General features: G+C 71.7%; 18 protein-coding genes. 6 read left to right on the top strand and 12 right to left on the bottom strand.

Features of this window, described 5'->3' with window-relative positions; all coding sequences use genetic code 11:
• Window positions 1–64: 64 nt before the first annotated feature.
• Complete coding sequence (locus tag ACGFMK_RS34605) at window positions 65–685, bottom strand: TetR family transcriptional regulator (RefSeq protein ID WP_392772353.1); 621 nt, start codon at window positions 683–685, stop codon at window positions 65–67.
• 75 nt (window positions 686–760) lie between these two features.
• On the opposite strand from ACGFMK_RS34605, the gene ACGFMK_RS34600 reads away from it, so the two are divergent.
• The 3 genes from ACGFMK_RS34600 (at window position 761) to ACGFMK_RS34590 (ending at window position 3,079) form a co-directional block, all read left to right on the top strand.
• Window positions 761–1,231: a MarR family winged helix-turn-helix transcriptional regulator gene (locus tag ACGFMK_RS34600; RefSeq protein ID WP_392772350.1), complete on the top strand. Its 471-nt coding sequence runs from the start codon at window positions 761–763 to the stop codon at window positions 1,229–1,231.
• The gene (locus ACGFMK_RS34595; RefSeq protein ID WP_392772348.1) at window positions 1,228–1,650 is read left to right on the top strand and encodes a hypothetical protein; all 423 of its coding nucleotides are present in this window, start codon (window positions 1,228–1,230) and stop codon (window positions 1,648–1,650) included. The genes ACGFMK_RS34600 and ACGFMK_RS34595 overlap by 4 nt, the downstream gene beginning before the upstream one ends.
• A gap of 82 nt (window positions 1,651–1,732) precedes the next feature.
• Window positions 1,733–3,079, top strand: a complete 1,347-nt coding sequence (locus ACGFMK_RS34590; protein ID WP_392772345.1) for an MFS transporter — start codon at window positions 1,733–1,735, stop codon at window positions 3,077–3,079.
• Window positions 3,080–3,143: 64 nt separating this feature from the next.
• Here ACGFMK_RS34590 and ACGFMK_RS34585 read toward each other — a convergent pair whose 3' ends face one another.
• The 7 genes from ACGFMK_RS34585 to ACGFMK_RS34555 all read right to left on the bottom strand — a co-directional run bounded on the left by ACGFMK_RS34585 (window position 3,144) and on the right by ACGFMK_RS34555 (window position 8,745).
• Complete coding sequence (locus ACGFMK_RS34585) at window positions 3,144–4,508, bottom strand: SPFH domain-containing protein (RefSeq protein WP_392772486.1); 1,365 nt, start codon at window positions 4,506–4,508, stop codon at window positions 3,144–3,146.
• A gap of 88 nt (window positions 4,509–4,596) precedes the next feature.
• Window positions 4,597–5,070, bottom strand: a complete 474-nt coding sequence (locus tag ACGFMK_RS34580) for an SPFH domain-containing protein (protein WP_392772342.1) — start codon at window positions 5,068–5,070, stop codon at window positions 4,597–4,599.
• Between the two features lie 11 nt (window positions 5,071–5,081).
• Window positions 5,082–5,516, bottom strand: coding sequence for an NfeD family protein (locus ACGFMK_RS34575; RefSeq protein WP_392772340.1), 435 nt, complete (start codon window positions 5,514–5,516; stop codon window positions 5,082–5,084).
• Window positions 5,517–5,600: 84 nt separating this feature from the next.
• Complete coding sequence (locus tag ACGFMK_RS34570; RefSeq protein ID WP_392772338.1) at window positions 5,601–6,413, bottom strand: DUF3097 domain-containing protein; 813 nt, start codon at window positions 6,411–6,413, stop codon at window positions 5,601–5,603.
• A gap of 51 nt (window positions 6,414–6,464) precedes the next feature.
• Window positions 6,465–7,352, bottom strand: a complete 888-nt coding sequence (locus tag ACGFMK_RS34565; RefSeq protein ID WP_392772336.1) for an aminoglycoside phosphotransferase family protein — start codon at window positions 7,350–7,352, stop codon at window positions 6,465–6,467.
• Entirely contained in the window at window positions 7,352–8,167 is an 816-nt protein-coding gene (locus ACGFMK_RS34560; protein ID WP_392772334.1) for an SCO1664 family protein, read from the bottom strand. The genes ACGFMK_RS34565 and ACGFMK_RS34560 overlap by 1 nt, the downstream gene beginning before the upstream one ends.
• Before the next feature lie 2 nt (window positions 8,168–8,169).
• A complete protein-coding gene (locus ACGFMK_RS34555; RefSeq protein ID WP_392772333.1) occupies window positions 8,170–8,745 on the bottom strand; it encodes a DUF3090 domain-containing protein in 576 nt (191 codons plus the stop codon).
• Between the two features lie 76 nt (window positions 8,746–8,821).
• Here ACGFMK_RS34555 and ACGFMK_RS34550 point away from each other — a divergent pair, with 76 nt between their 5' ends.
• The 3 genes from ACGFMK_RS34550 to ACGFMK_RS34540 are packed head-to-tail and all read left to right on the top strand — an operon-like array spanning window position 8,822 to window position 12,059.
• Window positions 8,822–10,747, top strand: a complete 1,926-nt coding sequence (locus ACGFMK_RS34550; RefSeq protein ID WP_392772331.1) for a prolyl oligopeptidase family serine peptidase — start codon at window positions 8,822–8,824, stop codon at window positions 10,745–10,747.
• On the top strand, window positions 10,744–11,649 hold the full coding sequence (locus tag ACGFMK_RS34545) for an LD-carboxypeptidase (protein ID WP_392772329.1): 906 nt from the start codon (window positions 10,744–10,746) through the stop codon (window positions 11,647–11,649). The genes ACGFMK_RS34550 and ACGFMK_RS34545 overlap by 4 nt, the downstream gene beginning before the upstream one ends.
• The gene (locus tag ACGFMK_RS34540) at window positions 11,646–12,059 is read left to right on the top strand and encodes a TIGR03668 family PPOX class F420-dependent oxidoreductase (RefSeq protein ID WP_392772327.1); all 414 of its coding nucleotides are present in this window, start codon (window positions 11,646–11,648) and stop codon (window positions 12,057–12,059) included. The genes ACGFMK_RS34545 and ACGFMK_RS34540 overlap by 4 nt, the downstream gene beginning before the upstream one ends.
• A gap of 15 nt (window positions 12,060–12,074) precedes the next feature.
• On the opposite strand, the gene mptB is transcribed toward ACGFMK_RS34540, so the two are convergent.
• Genes mptB through ACGFMK_RS34520 form a run of 4 tightly spaced genes read right to left on the bottom strand, consistent with a single transcriptional unit; the run spans window position 12,075 to window position 17,191 of the window.
• On the bottom strand, window positions 12,075–13,610 hold the full coding sequence (mptB, locus tag ACGFMK_RS34535; RefSeq protein ID WP_392772325.1) for a polyprenol phosphomannose-dependent alpha 1,6 mannosyltransferase MptB: 1,536 nt from the start codon (window positions 13,608–13,610) through the stop codon (window positions 12,075–12,077).
• 13 nt (window positions 13,611–13,623) lie between these two features.
• Window positions 13,624–15,297 carry an ABC transporter ATP-binding protein gene (locus ACGFMK_RS34530; RefSeq protein WP_392772323.1) on the bottom strand — a complete coding sequence of 558 codons (1,674 nt, stop codon included), beginning with the start codon at window positions 15,295–15,297 and terminating at the stop codon, window positions 13,624–13,626.
• Window positions 15,294–16,199 carry an ABC transporter permease gene (locus ACGFMK_RS34525; RefSeq protein WP_392772320.1) on the bottom strand — a complete coding sequence of 302 codons (906 nt, stop codon included), beginning with the start codon at window positions 16,197–16,199 and terminating at the stop codon, window positions 15,294–15,296. Before ACGFMK_RS34525 ends, ACGFMK_RS34530 begins: the two co-directional genes overlap by 4 nt.
• Window positions 16,196–17,191 (bottom strand): ABC transporter permease, encoded by a 996-nt coding sequence (locus ACGFMK_RS34520; protein ID WP_392772483.1) that lies wholly within the window; start codon window positions 17,189–17,191, stop codon window positions 16,196–16,198. The genes ACGFMK_RS34525 and ACGFMK_RS34520 overlap by 4 nt, the downstream gene beginning before the upstream one ends.
• Between the last annotated feature and the right edge of the window lie 12 nt (window positions 17,192–17,203).

Here is a 17,203-nt window from a genome sequence, read left to right as displayed (position 1 = left end):
GAAAGGAAAAGGGCACGACGAACCCGCCCGGCGGGTGCCGGGCGCCCCAGGTGGTGCGAAAAGGTCAGCGCGGTTCGGGCAGGCCGGCGGCGAGCCGGCCGAACACGTCCCGCAGGAGGGCTTCCATCGACGGCGGCGGCTCGGTGCCGAGCCACTGCTGGATCACGACGTGGTGGGCGGCGCCGATCACGGCCGCCACCAGTTGCGGGTAGACGTCCGTGGCCGCGTCGGTCCCGGTGCGTTCGGCGACGGCGAGGGCGAACTCGGCCTCCCCCGCGGTCAGCGCTTTGTGCATCTCCCCCTGCAGCGCGGGTTCCGCGACCATCAGCCGTACGCCTTCGAGCCAGGTCTGGTCCGGGGCGTGCCCGCCGACGGACTCACCGAGGGCGAAGCCGGACAACACGGCGTGGGTGATGGCTTCCCAGAGCGGTTCCCCGGCCGGGCGCTCACGCAGGGCCGCCGCGATCGCCCGAGACCGGTCGTACTGGCGAGCCGCGATGGCCTCGCCCTTGCTGCCGAAGTAGTTGCTGAAGGTCCGGGTGGAGACCCCGGCTTCGGCGGCGATGTCCTCGACCCGGACGTTGTCGAGCCCGCGTTCGACGGTCAGCCGGATGGCCGCCCAGCTCAGCGCGACGCGGGTCTCCTGCTTCTTGCGCTCGCGCAGCCCGCCGTGGTCGAGGTCCATGGCTCCACGGTACAGAAACTTGCCGAATCTGCAAACATGCAGATTCGGCAATTTTAAGTCGGGTAGGCTCGTTTCATGCCGCAACGAAATGAACGTGCCGAGCTGGCGCGGGCCGTCATGGATCTCATCGACCAGGGGCACCGCCGGATCTCCCGGCAGCTCGACCTGACCCGGCTGCGGATCCTGGGCACGATCGCCGCCCGGGGCCCGCTGCGGCCGGGCACGATCGCGGCCGAACTCGGGCTCACCGCGTCCGCCACCAGCCGCCACCTGACCGCCCTCGAACAGTCCGGCCGGGTCGTGGTCGAGCCCGACCCGGACGACCAGCGCACGTTCCTCGTCCGGCAGACCGACTCCGGCCGCGCCGAAATCGACGCGGCCGTCGAAGCGGGCGCGGCGGTCTTCGCCGAAGTCGTCGCCGACTGGCCGGAGGAGGACGTCGCCACCGCGCGGCTGCTGATCACCCGCTTGAACGAAGCGTGGGCCCGTCGGGGCGAGCCACCGCGGTCACGACCGGTTCCCCGCCGGCGCCGGAGCACGCCGTGATCGCGCCTGTCCGGTGGGCACGGGGGCTGCTGGTCCTGGTGGCGCTCAGTCATGTCGTCGTGGCGGTGGTGCTGTGGGCCCGCCAGGACGCGCTGCGCGACGAGATCGCGGCCCAGCACCCGGACTTCGGCGCCGACGAGGTCGCGCGGTCCGCCGCCATCGCGGTGACGTCGGGCGCGGTCTTCCACGGCGTCCTGCTGGTCGTCTGCCTGCTGCTCGCGTGGAAGCTCGCGGGCGGCAGGCCGTGGACCCGGCGGCTGACGACCGTCTCCCAGCTGCTGTCGGTGGTGTTCAGCGTCTTCTCGTGGTCGTCGTCGCCGATGTTCCACGTCGTCATCCCGCTCGTGGGCGCCGTGCAGGTCGCCGTCGTGGTCCTGCTGTGGGCCCCGCCGGCGGCACGTCGGTACTTCACGGAGTGAACAACTTCCGGGCCATCGATCGCCGAAACCGTCGAGAACCGTCACACTGTCGTGTGACGTCGGTCACCGGAGGTGTTGCGAGATGGTCCTCGGAGACAATGAAATCACTCACAAGGTGGAGCCGGACAGCAAATCGGGACGGGTGCAGGTACGGCGTGCGGCGCTGGCGAGCGCGATCGGCACGACCATCGAGTGGTACGACTTCTTCCTCTACAACACCGCCGCGGCGTTGGTCTTCCCGCACCTGTTCTTCCCGGCGTCGAGCGCGTACGCCGGGGCGATGCAGTCCTTCGCGACCTACGCGGTCGGGTTCGCGGCCCGCCCGGTCGGTGCCGCGATCTTCGGACACTGGGGTGACCGGATCGGCCGCAAGACGACGCTGATCGTCACGCTGCTGCTGATGGGCGTCTCCTCCGGTGTGGTCGGCCTGCTGCCCGGGACGTCGGCGATCGGATTCGCGGCGCCGCTGATCCTGGTGCTGCTGCGGCTGGTCCAGGGCATCGCGATCGGCGGTGAGTGGAGCGGCTCGGTGCTGCTCGCGATGGAGTGGGGCGACCAGAAGAAGCGCGGGCTGCTCGGCAGTTTCGCGCAGATCGGCGTGCCGGTCGGGCTGGTGCTCGGCACCGGCGGCATGACGCTGCTCTCGGCGACGCTCTCCCCCGAGGCGTTCGACTCCTGGGGCTGGCGGCTGCCGTTCCTGGCGAGCCTGATCCTGGTCGCGATCGGCCTGGTGATCCGGCTGAAGATCCTCGAGACGCCGATGTTCGCGAAGCTCGTCGAGAAGGGCGAGACCGCGAAGACCCCGGTGCTCGACGCGATCCGCCAGCACTGGCGCGAAATCCTGCTCTCCTCCGGCGTGCGGTTCAGCGAGCAGATGCCGTTCTACCTGTTCACCAGCTACGTGCTGATCTACGTCGTGGCGCGGCACGATTTCAGCAAGACGTTCGTGCTCAACGCGGTGCTCGTCGGCGCTGCGCTGGAGCTGCTGATGATCCCGTTGTTCTCGCAGCTGTCCGACCGGTACGGCCGCAAGAAGGTGTACCTGACCGGGGTGGTGCTCACCGGGCTGATCGCGTTCCCCTACTTCGCGATCCTGACCGGCGGCGGGCACGCGCTGGTGTTCGTGATCGTGGTGGTGTCGTTCATCCCGCACGCGCTGCAGTACGGGCCGCAGGCCGCGCTCATCGGCGAGAGCTTCCCGACGCACCTGCGCTACGGCGGCGCGGGCCTGGGTTACCAGCTGGCGTCGGTGTTCGCGGGCGGCCCGGCGCCGCTGCTGGCGACGTGGCTGCTGCACCAGACCGGCACACCGTACTCGATCTCGGGCTACATCGTGCTGTCGGCGATCGTCTCGGTGTTCTGCGTGATCTGGCTGAAGGACCGCTCCCACGCCGACATCGACGACGCGAGCGTCTACCGCCGCGCCTGAAACGCCGTGAAGGCCACATTGAGGGACTCCGAGTCCCTCAATGTGGCCTTCACGGACCACTGCGTCAGCGGCGCGGGCCCTGGGGGCCGCCGAACGGGGGCTGCTGCGGGAACGGCCCGCTGCCCGGGTTCTGCGGTCCGCCGTACTGGCCCGGCGGCGGGGTCTGCGGCGGCGGGCCCTGCTGGTACGAGCCCCCCTGCGGCGGCTGCTGGGACTGCAGCGGCGACTGCGGCTGGGGCAGGCCGGCCGGCGGCGTCGAAGGCTGCTTCGGCGGTGCGGGCGCGATCTCGGTGCCGCGGTCCTCGTCCGCCTCGATCTCCGGGGCCGGCTGCTGCTGTTGCTGCGACGGGCGCGGGATCTGCGGCCGCGCCGGCGGGGCGCCGCTCGGCACCCCGAGCGCCGGGACCTCCTGGCGGGCCACGGCTTCCGCGGCCGCGACGGCCTCGGCGACCTTCGGGTCGCTCTTCGTCTCGAACCAGTCGGCGACCTCTTCGTCCTCGAGGTCGGGCTTGGCCGGGACGTCGTCGTCCTTCGCCGGCTCGTAGCGGAAGACGCCGTCGTCGCCCGGGGCACCCAGCGCACGGGCGAAGCCTTCGAGGGCCTTGCCGTAGTCGCTCGGGATCATCCAGACCTTGTTCGCGTCGCCCTGCGCCATCTGCGGGAGCGTCTGCAGGTACTGGTAGGCCAGCACCTCCGGCGTCGGGCGGCCGGCCTTGATCGCGGCGAACACCTTCTCGATCGCCTTCGCCTGGCCCTGCGCCTGCAGGTACCGCGCGGCGCGTTCACCCTGCGCCCGCAGGATGCGCGACTGCCGCTCGGCCTCGGCGGCGAGGATGGTGGCCTGGCGGGCACCTTCGGCCGAGAGGATCTGGCTCTGCTTCTGGCCTTCCGCGGTCTTGATCGCGGATTCCCGCTGACCTTCCGCGGTGAGGATCATGGCGCGCTTTTCCCGGTCGGCGCGCATCTGCTTCTCCATCGAGTCCTGGATGGAGGGCGGCGGGTCGATCGCCTTGAGCTCGACGCGGCCGACGCGGATGCCCCAGCGGCCGGTCGCCTCGTCGAGCACGCCGCGCAGCTGGGTGTTGATCGAGTCGCGCGAGGTCAGCGTCTGCTCGAGGCTCATGCCGCCGACCACGTTGCGGAGCGTGGTGGTGGTCAGCTGCTCGACACCGACGATGTAGTTCGAGATCTCGTAGACCGCGGCACGCGAGTCGGTGACCTGGAAGTACACGACGGTGTCGATCGAGACCGTCAGGTTGTCCTCGGTGATGACGGGCTGCGGCGGGAACGAGACGACCTGCTCGCGCAGGTCGATCCGGGCCCGCACCTTGTCCAGGAACGGAACCAGGAAGGTGAGGCCCGGCGACGCCACCGTGCGGAACCGGCCCAGCCGCTCGATCACGGCCGACTGCGCCTGCGGCACGACCATGATCGCCTTGGCCACCACGATGATCACGAACAGGACCACCGCGATGACGGCTATGAGCGCTGCTGTCCCCAAGAGACCTTCTCCTTACCTAGTACCATTCTTGCGCGGTTGACGGCGTTTCGGGCGCTGCGGGCGGGTTCACCGTGAGCTCGAGCTCCTTGGTGGTGATTCCCCAGCGTCCGGTGGTGTCGTGCAGGACCGTCCACACTGTACGGTGCAGGTCCTCCGGTGCGGCGACGGCGCGCTCGGCGGTCGTCAGGCCGACGTCCCGCCGCAGCGCGGTCAGGGCCAGCTGTTCGATCGCGATGGCCGGGTTGCCGATTTCGTAGGTGGCCAGCCGCGGGTCCGTGACGGCAAAAGTGACCTCGAACCCGACGAGGACCTCGTGCCCGTCACCCGCTTCGACGGCTCGCGGCGGACAGGACAGGATCTGGTCGCCGAGGTCGACGCGGGCCCGGACGCTGTCGGCGAACGGGGTCACGAAGTGCCGGCCGGGGCCGAGCACGGTGCGGAACCGCCCGAGGCGCTCGATCACCGCGGCCCGGCCTTCGGGCACGCGCACCAGGCCGAGGCTCACAGCTCGGCCGACACGACGGCGGTGGCCCCGGCGATCTCGACCACGGTGACCGCGGTCCCGGGTGCGATGGGCTCGTGCTGTTCGGAAATGCTGCGCGCGGACCAGACGTCCCCGGCGAGCTTCACCTGCCCCGTCTCGAAATCCACTGTGGACACCACGACGGCGCGGGCGCCGATGAGCGCGTCGATACCGGTGCGGTGGCCGGAGCCGGCGAGGAACCGGCGCTTCAGCGCGGGCCGGACCAGCGCGAGCATCCCGACCGAGGTCACGGCGAACACGACGACGTCGATCAACAGGTTTCCGGTGAGCGCGTCGGCGCCCGCGCCGAACAACGCGGCGATACCGAGCATGATCAGCACGAAGTCGCCGGAGAGGACTTCGGCGATCATCAGGGCGATGCCGACGATCAACCAGACCAGTGCCCATGCCATGGCTTCATGCTCTCAGATCGCGCCGGTTGGCACCGGCGGAGTGACGGGACGTAACCCACGCGTGACCTTGGACAAATCAGACATTCAGCCCTCTTCCGCCGGCTCCGTGACGAAGTCGATGAGCCGCTCCACGGCCCCGATGAGCGGGGTCTCGAGGTCGCGGAAACTGCTCACCCCGCTCAAGACACGTTGCCAGCCTTCGAAAGGTTGCCCCCAGCCGAGCGCGTCGCAGATTCCCTGCTTCCACTCGGTGCCGCGCGGGATCTTCGGCCACGCCCTGATGCCGACCGCCTCGGGCCGTACGGCCTCCCAGACGTCGATGTAGGGATGCCCGGTGACCAGCACGTTCTCGTCGTGGACGGCCTCGACGAGCCGCGACTCCTTGCTGCCGGGGACGAGGTGGTCGACCAGTACACCGAGGCGCCGTCCGGGGCCGGTGCCGAACTCGGCGACCCGGTCGGAAAGCACGTCCACCCCGTCGAGGGGTTCCACGACGACGCCTTCGACGCGCAGGTCGTGGCCCCAGACGCGTTCGACCAGCTCGGCGTCGTGCTTGCCCTCGACCCAGATCCGGGAATCGCGGGCGACCCGCGCCTGCAGGCCCTGTACCTTGACCGAGCCGGACGCCGACACCTGCTTGACCGGCGCCTTCACCGTCTTGACCGGCACGAGCGTCACCGGCTTGCCCTCCAGCAGGAACCCGGCGGGTTCGAGGGGGAACACGCGGTGGCGGCCCTTGGCGTCCTCGAGCACGACGTTGCCGTACTCGATCTTCACCACCGCGCCGCAGTAGCCGCTGGCCGGGTCTTCGACGACCAGGCCGGGGTCGGCGGGGACTTCCGGCACCTTCTTGCGGCGTCGGCCGGCGAGCACGTCGTCATAGGAGTGGGAGCGCACGACCAGCGAAGGTAGTGGCCGGAGTGACTCCGGTGGGTGACGCCACGCCGGTCAGCGGGCCAGTTCCAGGACGGCGTCGGTGAACGGCGTGCGCTCGCCGCGGCGCAACGGCGAGAGCGCGACCAGCGGGGCCATCGCGACGCACCAGGCGCGGACGCGCTCGGCGTCGAAGTCCGCCACGTGCGGGGCCAGTGCCTTGATGCCGTCTTCGACGGTGCCGCCGGCCCGCATCGGGACGAACATCCAGTCGACGGCGTCGAGCGCCGGGTCGCCGAAGCCGGCCCGCGGGTCGATGGCGACGACCCCGCGGCCGGGTCCCGCGTCGAGGACGTTGGCCGGGTGCAGGTCGCCGTGCAGCAGCGCGACCGGGCCGCTGGTGGCGAGCTCCATGGCGCGCTCGCGGCCCTTGTCCAGCAGCTCCGCGGTCAGGTACTGCGCGGCCGCCGATTCCGCGCGTCGGCGTTCGGACAGCTTGAAGATGAAGTCGATCCCGTCGGCCAGCTTGCCGAACGGGCCCAGCGGCTCGACGCTGTGCAGCTGGTTGATCAGGTCGCCGATTTCGGCCCACGGCACGTCGCGGCCGGTCAGCTGGGTGCCGGGGACCAGGCCTTCGAGCAGGATCGCGTGGGCTTCGAAGTCGACGTCGAGCACGTTGACCACACGCGGGCACCCGGCCCAGGTCTGCAGGGCGGTCGCCTCGGACTGGGCGACCTCCTTGTCCGGGGTCAGCTTCAGCACCTGAAGGTCGCCGCCGGGGCCGGTGCACAGCAGCGTGCGGCCGGTGTTGCCCGGGCGGGCTTCGCGGATCTCGAGGCCCCAGGCGGCGGTGAGCCGCTCGACCAGAGCGGGCAGCTCGTCGCACCACGGCCCGGCGATGGGGCCGAACCGGTCGAGCAGCCGCGCGCGGGTGTCGTCGTCGATGACCTCGTCGGGCCGCATCAGAACAGCGGCCAGGGGATCGCGCGCCAGTCGTCGCCGGGCTCGGGGAAGATCCCTTCGGCCAGCAGCAGGTCGGTGCGCTCGGCCAGCGCCCGGATCTCGAACTTGGTGATGTGCTCGGCCAGCGTGGTGCCGAGGCCGCCGTCGAGTTCCGAGCGCAGTTTCCGGAGCTTCTCGACGGTGTCCGGCGGCACCGGCTCGCCGATCCAGCCCCAGAGCACGGTCCGCAGCTTGGGGTCGGTGTGCAGGCAGATGCCGTGGTCGACGCCGTAGACGTGGCCGTCGACGCCGGCCAGCAGGTGCCCGCCCTTGCGGTCGGTGTTGTTGACGACGATGTCGAGCACGGCGAGATCGCGCAGCCCGGAGTGGTCGGCGTGGGCCAGCACCGCGGGCTCGCCGACGCGGTCGTGGGCGTGCAGCACGACCCGCCAGTCTTCGGGGACTTCTTCGGGCGCGCGGACGTCGACCAGGTCGTCCTCGGTGGTCTCGATCCAGAGCTGGACCATGCCGGGGCCGAACGGGCCGTCGCGCAGCACGGTCGGCGGGATCGAGCCGATGCCGCTGGCCTCGGCGACGATCGCGGTGGCGACCTCACGGCCGGCGAGCGTGCCGTCGGGGAAGTCCCACAGCGGCCGCTCCCCCGACACCGGCTTGTACACGACGGTGCCGGTGACGCCGTCGAGCTCGATGGCGCAGAACAGCGTGACGTTGGAGGCGTCGACCAGCCGGCCTTCGACGTCGATGCGGCCGTGGGTGACGAGCTCGCGGGACGCCGGGTCGGCCGGGTCCGGCTGTTCCGCCGGCGTGTCGGCCATGGTCAGTCTTCGCTCGCGTCGGTGTCGCGCCGGTAGCCGTTCTGCCGGGGGCAGATGTGCCCGGCCGGGTCGAGCGGCTCGCCGCACAGCGGGCAGGGCTTGCGGCCGGCGTTGACGACGCGGTCGGCGCGCTCGGCGAAGGCCCGCGCGGCGGCCGGGGTGAGGAAGACGCGGACGGCGTCCGGGCCCTCGTCGGTGTCGTCCAGCACGACCGTCTCGTCGACTTCGCCCTCGGTGATGGCGAGCAGCTCGATGACGACGGCGCTGCTGTCGGCGTCCCAGCCGAGGCCCATGGTGCCGACGCGGAACTCCTCCTCGACCGGCACCGTGAGCGGCTCCAGGTCGACGAGGTCGTCGGGCGCGTCTTCGGGGACGTCGGCGCCGAAGCGGCTGGCGACCTCCTCGAGCAGCGAGCCCAGCCGTTCCGCGAGGACGACGACCTGCTGTTTTTCGATGGTGACACTGATCGTCCGCACGTCCTCCGAGGCTTGGAGGTAGAAGGTGCGGTCGCCGGGCTCGCCGACGGTGCCGGCGACGAAGCGATCCGGCTGGCGGAAGACGTGGATTACGCGAGACATAGCACCAACGACCCTAGGCCACCGGCGCATGATCGGCATCCGCCGCCCCACCTTCGCGGGCCGCTAGCCTCTGGGGGTGTCTCGGATCTCGCCGTACGGAACCTGGTCCTCGCCCATCACCGCCGCCGACGTGGCCGCCGCCGGCGGCGGCCCGCAGTGGCTCGACGTCGTCGGGGACGAGGTGTGGTGGGCCGAAGCAAGGCCAGGTGAGCAGGGTCGCGTGGCGCTGGTACGGGCCCTCCCGGGTGGGGGGACCGAGGACGTGCTCCCGGCGCCGTGGAACGTCCGCAACCGGCTGCACGAGTACGGCGGGCGGCCGTGGGCCGTCGCCGGCGGTGTGGTGGTGTTCACGCACTGGGCCGACCAGCGGGTGTACGCCCAGCGGCCCGAAGGTGTGGTGGCGCTCACTCCGGAGCCCGCGCAACCCCAGGGCGTCCGCTACGGCGACCTGCGTCCCGGGTTGCCCGGCGAGGTGTGGGCGGTCCGGGAACGCAGTGTCGGCGAGCGCCCGGCCGACATCGAACGCGAGCTGGTCGCGATCGCGGTGGCCGACGGCGCCGAGCGGGTGCTGGGCGCGAGCCACCACTTCCTGACCGTGCCGAAGCTGTCCCCGGACGGGCGGCACGCCGCCTGGTTCGGCTGGGACCACCCGGCGATGCCGTGGGACGGCACCGAGCTGTGCGTCGCTCCCGTGCTCGACGACGGGACCTTCGGGCCGCACCGGGTCGTCGCGGGTGGCCCGGACGTGTCCGTCTGCCAGGTCGAGTGGGAGTCGGCGGACACGCTGCTGGCGCTGCTGGACCCGGACGGCTGGTGGAACCTGCACCGGGTCGGGCTCGACGGGACGCTGACGAACCTCGCGCCCGTGGAGCAGGAGCTGGGCGGGCCGCTGTGGAAGGTGGGCGCGCGCTGGTTCGTCCCGCTGGGCGGCGGGCGGCACGCGGTGCTGGTGTCGGGGCGGCTGGCGGTGCTCGACGAGGCGGACGGCTCGGTGACGACCGTGGCGCACCAGCTGACGGCGTGGTCGAGCACAGGGTTCGCCGCGCACGACGGAGGGGTCGCCGGGGTCGCGGTGGGGCCGATCCGTGAGGCCGCGGTCGTGCACTACGCGATCGGCGCCGACCTGCTGACCGACCTGACCGAGCAGCCGGAGCTGGCCGTGTCGCACGTGCCGGTGCCGGACGAGCGGGTGTTCACGACGACCGGCGGCGAGACGGTGCCGGTGGTGCTCTACCCGCCGTCCAACCCGGAGTTCGCCGCGCCCGAGGGGGAGCTGCCGCCGCTGCTGGTGCACGTCCACGGCGGGCCGACCGGCCAGCACCCGCCGGTGCTGGACCTGGAGCTGGCGTACTTCACCAGCCGCGGGTTCGCCGTCGCGGCGGTCAACTACGGCGGGTCGACCGGGTTCGGCCGCGCGTACCGGGAGCGGCTGCGCGGGCAGTGGGGCGTGGTCGACGTCGCCGACTGCGTCGCGGTGGCCGAGGCGCTGGTGGCGGCCGGGCTGGCCGACGGCGAGCGGCTGGCGGTGCGGGGCGGCAGCGCCGGCGGGTTCACCGCGGCGGCGTCGCTGACCACGACGACGACCTACCGCGCGGGCACGGTGCAGTACCCGATCCTCGATCTCGCCGGGTGGACCGGCGACGGCGGCGAGACGCACGACTTCGAGTCGCGGTACCTGGAGGGGCTGGTCGGTGAACTGCCCGCGCACCGGCAGCGGTACGTCGACCGGTCGCCACTGGCGAACGCCGGGGCGCTGGCCGGGCCGGTGCTGCTCCAGCAGGGCCTGGAGGACCGGATCTGCCCGCCGGAGCAGGCCGACCGGTTCGTGGCCGGGCTGGCCGGGCGCGGGATCCCGTACGCCTACCAGCGGTTCCCCGGAGAGCAGCACGGGTTCCGCCGCGCGGAGACGATCGTCGCGGCGATGGAGGCCGAATTGTCCTTCTACGGTCAGGTTTTCGGGTTCGAGGCGCCGGGTGTGGCGCGGCTGGAGCTGGCGCGATGAGGCCGCCGCGGTTGCGGGCGGGCGACACGGTCGCCCTGGTGGCGCCGGCCGGTCCGGTGCCCGCCGATCTGCTTGAGAAGGCGATCCCGGTCCTGCGCGGCTGGGGTGTCGAGCTGCGGATCGGGCCGTGTGTGCGCGCTTCGGCGGGGTCGCCGCCGTACCTGTCCGGTTCGGACGCCGAGCGGGCGGCGGAGTTCACCGATGCGTGGTGCGACCCGGGGGTGCGGTGCGTGCTGGCCGCGCGCGGCGGGTACGGCGTGCAGCGGATGCTGGACCTGGTCGACTGGGCGGCGTTGCGCGAGGCGGGACCGAAGGTGCTGGCCGGGTCGAGCGACATCACGGCGTTGCACCGGGCCGTGGACGTCCACTTGGGACTGTCCACTTTGTTCTCCCCGATGCCGGCGAGCGTGCTGTTCGACGACTTCGCGGTGGAGCACCTGCGGCGGACGCTGTTCGAGCCGGAACGGAACCTGGTGGTGCGGGGCGCGGCGGCGTCGCCGTTGGTGCCCGGCCGGGCATCGGGCACGCTCGCCGGCGGGAACCTGTCGTTGCTGGCGGGCGGGATCGGCACGCCGGAGCACGGGTCGGCGCGGGACGCGGTGGTGCTGCTGGAGGACGTCACCGAGAGCGTCTACCGGCTGGACCGGATGCTGACACAGCTGCTGCGCAGCGGCTGGTTCGAGGGTGTGCGCGGCATCGTGCTGGGTTCGTGGGCGGCGTGTGGCGCACCGGAGGACGTCGAGGCGCTGCTGCTGGAGCGGCTGGGGCCACTCGGAGTACCGATGCTGGGCGAGTTCGGGTTCGGTCACGTGGCGTCGTCACCGACGTTGCCGCTCGGTGTGCCGGTCACCCTCGACACGGAACTGGGGACGTTGACGTTCGACTCCCCCGTGCTGACATGAGGCTGTCTTCCGCGGAGGCGCGCTCCCGCTTCGCCGCCGCGCGAGTGGCCCGGCTGGCGACGGCGTCGGCTTCCGGGGTGCCGCACCTCGTGCCGGTGACGTTCGCGGTCCACGGCGACCAGGTGGTGTTCGCCGTGGACCACAAACCGAAGTCTTCCCTGGCGTTGAGGCGGCTGGCGAACATCGCGGAGAACCCGGCGGTGTGCTTCCTGACCGACGGCTACGACGAGGACTGGTCGCGCCTGTGGTGGGCCCGTGCGGACGGCGTGGCGAGGGTCCTGTCCGACGCGGACCGCGAGGAGCCGGTGTCGTGGCTGGTGGCGAAGTACGACCAGTACGCGGAGCGGCCGCCGGAGCACGCGGTGGTCTCGACGCTGGTGCACACCTGGCGGGGCTGGACCGGTTCCTGATCCGTTGAAGGTCCGTCAGTCGCGGAGGAACTTCTCCGGGCGGCGCCACGCGTCGATGAGACCGAGCGGGTCCGGGCGCAGCAGCGACGCCGCCGAGTAGAGGCTGGCCACGACGACCAGGGCGATGAACCACCAGTCGTAGAGGGCCTGCTCGCCCGTCGGGTAGTAGACCAGCGTCACGAACACCACGACCGCCACCACCATCGCGAGGTGCCGCGGCTGCCACTTGAACGCCGACAGCAGCACGAAACCCCAGGTGAGGTACCACGGCAGGGTCGGCGGCATGAGGATCGCGACGGCCAGCAGCGAGATCCCGGCGCGGTAGACGGCCTCGTTGCCGCCGTCGCGGGCGAGCCACCACTGGCGGACGCCGAAGCCGATCAGCAGGAGCATGCCGGCCGCGCGGGCGACCGTGACGAACGGCGAGACCTGGACGTCGACGATCAGGTGGACGAGGTTGTAGAAGACCTCGCCGATGCCGGTGGGGATGTTCAGCCAGTTCGCGATGAGCTGCGGGGCCTTGAGGCCGGACCACCAGCCGAGGTTGAGCGAGCCCAGCGAGATCCACGTGCCCGCGACGAAGACCGGCAGGAACAGCCCGACCGAGGCGGCGCCGGCGCGCAGGAAGTTGCGGACCTTCGACTCGCCGGCCATGTGGTTGGCCCACATCCAGACGATGAACGGCAGCGCGATGGCCGCGGTCGGCTTGATCAGCATGCCGATCGTGACCAGGACGACCGCGACGACGTGCTTGCGTTCCAGGGCGGCGAGGACGCCGATGGTGAGGAACGCGAGCATCATCAGGTCGTTGTGCGGGCCGCCGAAGAGGTGGATGACCATCATCGGGCTGGCCACCGCGAGCCACAGCGCGACCGGGAGCTTGCCGCCGAGGTGCTTGACCAGCCGGGGCAGCGCCCACAGCGTGCCGGCCAGGCCGGCCAGCAGGACCAGGCGCATCAGGATGACGCCGAGGATCATGTTGTCGCCGGAGACGGCGACGACACCCTTGGAGATCAGCAGGAACAGCGGCCCGTACGGCGCCGGGGTGGTCTGCCAGAGCGGGTGGACGTTCTGCACCACGTTCGGCAGGACGTCGAGCTCGGCGGGCCCGTTGGCGTACGGGTCGAGGCCGTAGAGCAGCTGGGCGCCCTGGCCGAGGTAGGAGAAGACGTCGCGGGTGAACAGCGGCGGCGAGATGAGCAGCGGCGCCATCCAGCAGCCGGCGGCGACCAGGACGGGGCGGCTGCTCACCCGGCCCTGCAGCACGTAGCGGCCGAGCCGGACCCAGGCCCACACCACGAGGCCGAAGCCGGTGTAGAGGACGGCGTTGGCCAGCATGCGCCCGTGGCCGTAGCGGATCCACGAGAGCGGGCCGTGGCCGAGCACGGGGTCCTTGATCAGGATGCCGCCGGCGCCGAAGGCGGCGAGCATGAGCAGCGTGCTGCCGACCGTGCCCATCGCGATCGTGCGGTACGGGAATCGCGAGGGCACGAGGAGTCGCTCGGCCAGTCCGGTCGAGGACGTCTGCGCGGGGTCGGTGGTGGTCGCCATTTCCGTTCGGAGGTTACACAACCGGCCTGGGTGACCTTTCCGCAGTGCCGGGTTTCCCGGCCGCCGTACCGCCGGGAAGGGCGGCCAGCAGGGATTTCGTGTACTCGTGGTGCGGGTCGAGCAGGACCTGTTCGACGGTCCCGGTTTCGACGAGCTCACCGCGGTACATCACGGCGACGCGGTCGGCGATGTTCCAGGCCAGCCCGAGGTCGTGGGTGATCACCAGCCCGGCCAGGCCGAGTTCCCGCCGCAGGCGCAGCAGGAGGCCGAGGATTTCGCCGCGGACGGACGCGTCGAGCGAGGCGACCGGCTCGTCGGCCACCAGCACGGACGGCTCCAGGGCCAGGGCCCCGGCGATCACGACGCGCTGGCGCTGGCCACCGGACAGCTCGTGCGGGAGCCGGTCGGCGTACTTCTCCGCGGGCCGCAGCTCCGCCGCCTCCAGCGCCCGGTGGACGACGCCGCGCTCATCGGCCAGGCCGTGGATCCGGGGACCTTCGGCGACGGCCTCGTAGACGGTGTGGGCCGGGTTGAGCGCGCTGGTCGGGTCCTGCAGCACCAGCTGGACCTGGCGGCGGTAGGCCTTGAGCCCGGCGCCGCCGGACGGGACCGGCTTCCCGGCGTAGCGGACCACGCCGGAGTCGGGTTTCTGCAGGCCGAGCAGGGTGCGGGCGAGTGTCGTCTTGCCGGAGCCGGACTGGCCGACCAGCGCGACGATCTCGTCGCGCGACACCGTGAGGTCGACGCCGGCGACCGCGTCGATCCGCTTGCCGGTGCGGTCGCGGAAGGACACCCGCAGGTTCTCCGCCTCCAGCAGGGGCTCGGTGCCGGCGCCGCGGGACGCCGGTTCCGGCGGCAGCGGGGTGCTGGTGGCCGGGGCGAACCGGGACACCGGGTCGCCGACGGTCGGGAACGCCGCGGCCAGCGCCTGGCTGTGCGGGTGCCGCGGGTCGGACATCAGTTCGGCGCTGGGCCGTTCCTCGACGATCTCGCCGTCGTACATCACGGCGATGCGCTCGCAGGTGGCGGCGAGCACGGACAGGTCGTGGCTGATCATGATCAGCCCGATGTCCTGCTCGGCGACCAGGCGCGAAAGCAGGGCGAGGACCTGGGCCTGGACGATGACGTCGAGGGCGGTGGTCGGCTCGTCGGCGATGATCAGCCGGGGCGAGCAGGCCAGGGCCATCGCGATCATCACGCGCTGCTTCTGCCCGCCGGACAGCTCGTGTGGGTAGGCGCCGGCGCGGCCCGGGGGCAGGTCGACCTGGGCGAGCAGTTCGGCGACGCGGGCGTCGACCTCGGCGTCGGTGGGGGTCTTGCCCTCCGGCGGGTGCAGCCGGATCGGCTCGGCGATCTGCTCGCCGATCTTCCGGACCGGGTTGAGCGCGTGCATGGCGCCCTGGAACACCACCGACGCCTCGGCCCAGCGGACCGCGCGCAGCCGTCCCCACTTCATCTCGGTGACGTCTTCGCCGTCGAGGAGGATCTCGCCGCTGATCTTCGCGGTACGCGGCAGCAGCCGCAGCACGCTCATCGCGACGGTGGACTTGCCGGAGCCGGACTCCCCCGCGACGCCGAGCGTGCCGCCGGGGTCGAGGGTGAGGTCGACCCCGCGCACGGCGGGGATGTCGCCGCCGGCCGTCTCGTAGGTGACGGTGAGATCTTTGAGCTGCAGCAGCGGGGTCACTTCTTCAACCTCGGGTTGAGCACGGTCTCCAGTCCCCGGCCGACCAGGGTGAAGCAGAGCACGACGAGCACGATGGCGATGCCCGGCGGGAGCAGGTTCCACCAGGCGCCGCGGGTGACGGCGCCGTTGTTGAGGGCGGTCTCGAGCATCGCGCCCCAGGAGACGGCGTTCGGGTCACCGACGCCGAGGAAGGCCAGGGTGGCGTCGGCGATGACGGCGTTGCCGACGACCAGGGTGGTGTTGGCCAGCACGAGCGGCAGCACCCCGGGCAGGACGTGCTTGCCCACGACGTGCCGGTGTCCCCCGCCCAGGGCCCGGGCGCGTTCGATGTAGGGCCGGCTTTCGATGGTCAGCGTCTGGGCGCGGACCAGCCGCGCGGTGGTGGGCCACGCCGTCAGGCCGATCGCGACGATGACCGTGGTGGTGCCCTGCGGGAGCACGGCCGAGAGCGCGATGGCCAGCACCAGCGACGGGAGCACCAGGAAGAAGTCGGTGAACCGCAGCAGGATCGTCGAGGTCCAGCCGCCGAAGTGGGCGGCGGTGATGCCGATGAGCGTGCCGATCAGCACGGACAGGACGGTCGCGGAGAACCCGACGAGCAGCGAGATCCGGGTGCCCCAGAGCGTCATGAGCAGCACGGACCGGCCGTCGATGTCGGTGCCGAGCCAGTACTGGCCGCTCGGCGGGTGCAGGGCGCCGCCGTTCGCCTTGGTGACGTCGAGGCCGCTCTCGTCGCTGATGAGCGGCAGCAGCAGCGCCATGACGACGGTGATGGCGAGCAGGATCAGCCCGGTGAGCGCGCCCTTCTGGGTGGCGAACTCGCTCCAGGTGCGGGCCACGGCCTGCCGGCGGCGGCGCCAGGCGATCGTCCGCGGCGATTCGATCGTCTCGGTGGTCGTCATGAGGTGCGCACCCTCGGGTCGAGCACGCGGTAGAGCAGTTCCGCGAGCAGGTTCATCAGCACGACGGCGGTGGCGAGGACGACGAAGACCCCTTGCAGCACCGGCAGGTCCGGGCCGTGCAGGGCCTGGTAGGTCAGCTGGCCGAGGCCGGGCCAGCTGAACACCGCCTCGACCGACACCGCGCCCGAGACGACCATGCCGAACTGCATGAACACCAGCGTGGTGGTGGGCAGCAGCGCGTTCGGGACGGCGTGGCGGCGGCGGACGAGGTCGTCCTTCAGCCCCTTGGCGCGCGCGGTGGTCAGGTAGTCGGCGTTCATCTCCCCCAGCAGCGACGAGCGCATGATCAGCATGTACTGGGCGTAGAACACGGCCAGCAGCGTCACGCACGGCAGCACCAGGTGGTGCAGCACGTCGAGGGTCTGGGAGAAGACGTCGGGCGCGGCGTCCGGGGAGTGCATGCCGCGGCTGGGGAACAGGCCGTTGGTCGCGACCAGCAGGATCAGGCCGAGCCAGAACTGCGGGACCGACCAGAGCGTCAGCGCGATGCCGGTCTGGGTGCGGTCGAACGCGCTGTCGCGGCGCCAGGCCGCGCGCGTGCCGAGCCACAGCCCGAGCGCGACGGCGAGCACGGTCGCGCTGCCGACCAGCAGGATGGTCGGCCAGAGGCGTTCGCCGATCATGTCGGCGACCGGGCGCTGCTCCAGGTAGGACGTGCCGAAGTCGCCGTGCAGCAGCTTCCAGAGGTAGTCGCCGAACTGCTGGAACACGGGCCGGTCGACGCCGAGGCGTTCCCGCAGTTCCGCGATCTGCTTCGGGTCGGTGGGCCGGTCGCGGATCATCGTGGCGACCGGGTCGCCGGGCAGCATCCGGAACAGGAAGAAGAACAGCACGATCACCAGCAGGACGCTGACGAGCGCTTCGACGACCTTCTTGAGGACGAACCGGGCGGTGCCGGTCCCGCCGCGGGGGGCGGCCGGGGCGGCGACCACCCCCGGGGGGTG

Origin of the sequence: Amycolatopsis sp. NPDC049252 (assembly GCF_043197175.1) — a bacterium.
Lineage (GTDB): Bacteria > Actinomycetota > Actinomycetes > Mycobacteriales > Pseudonocardiaceae > Amycolatopsis.
This window is presented reverse-complemented; position numbering and strand designations above follow the sequence as displayed.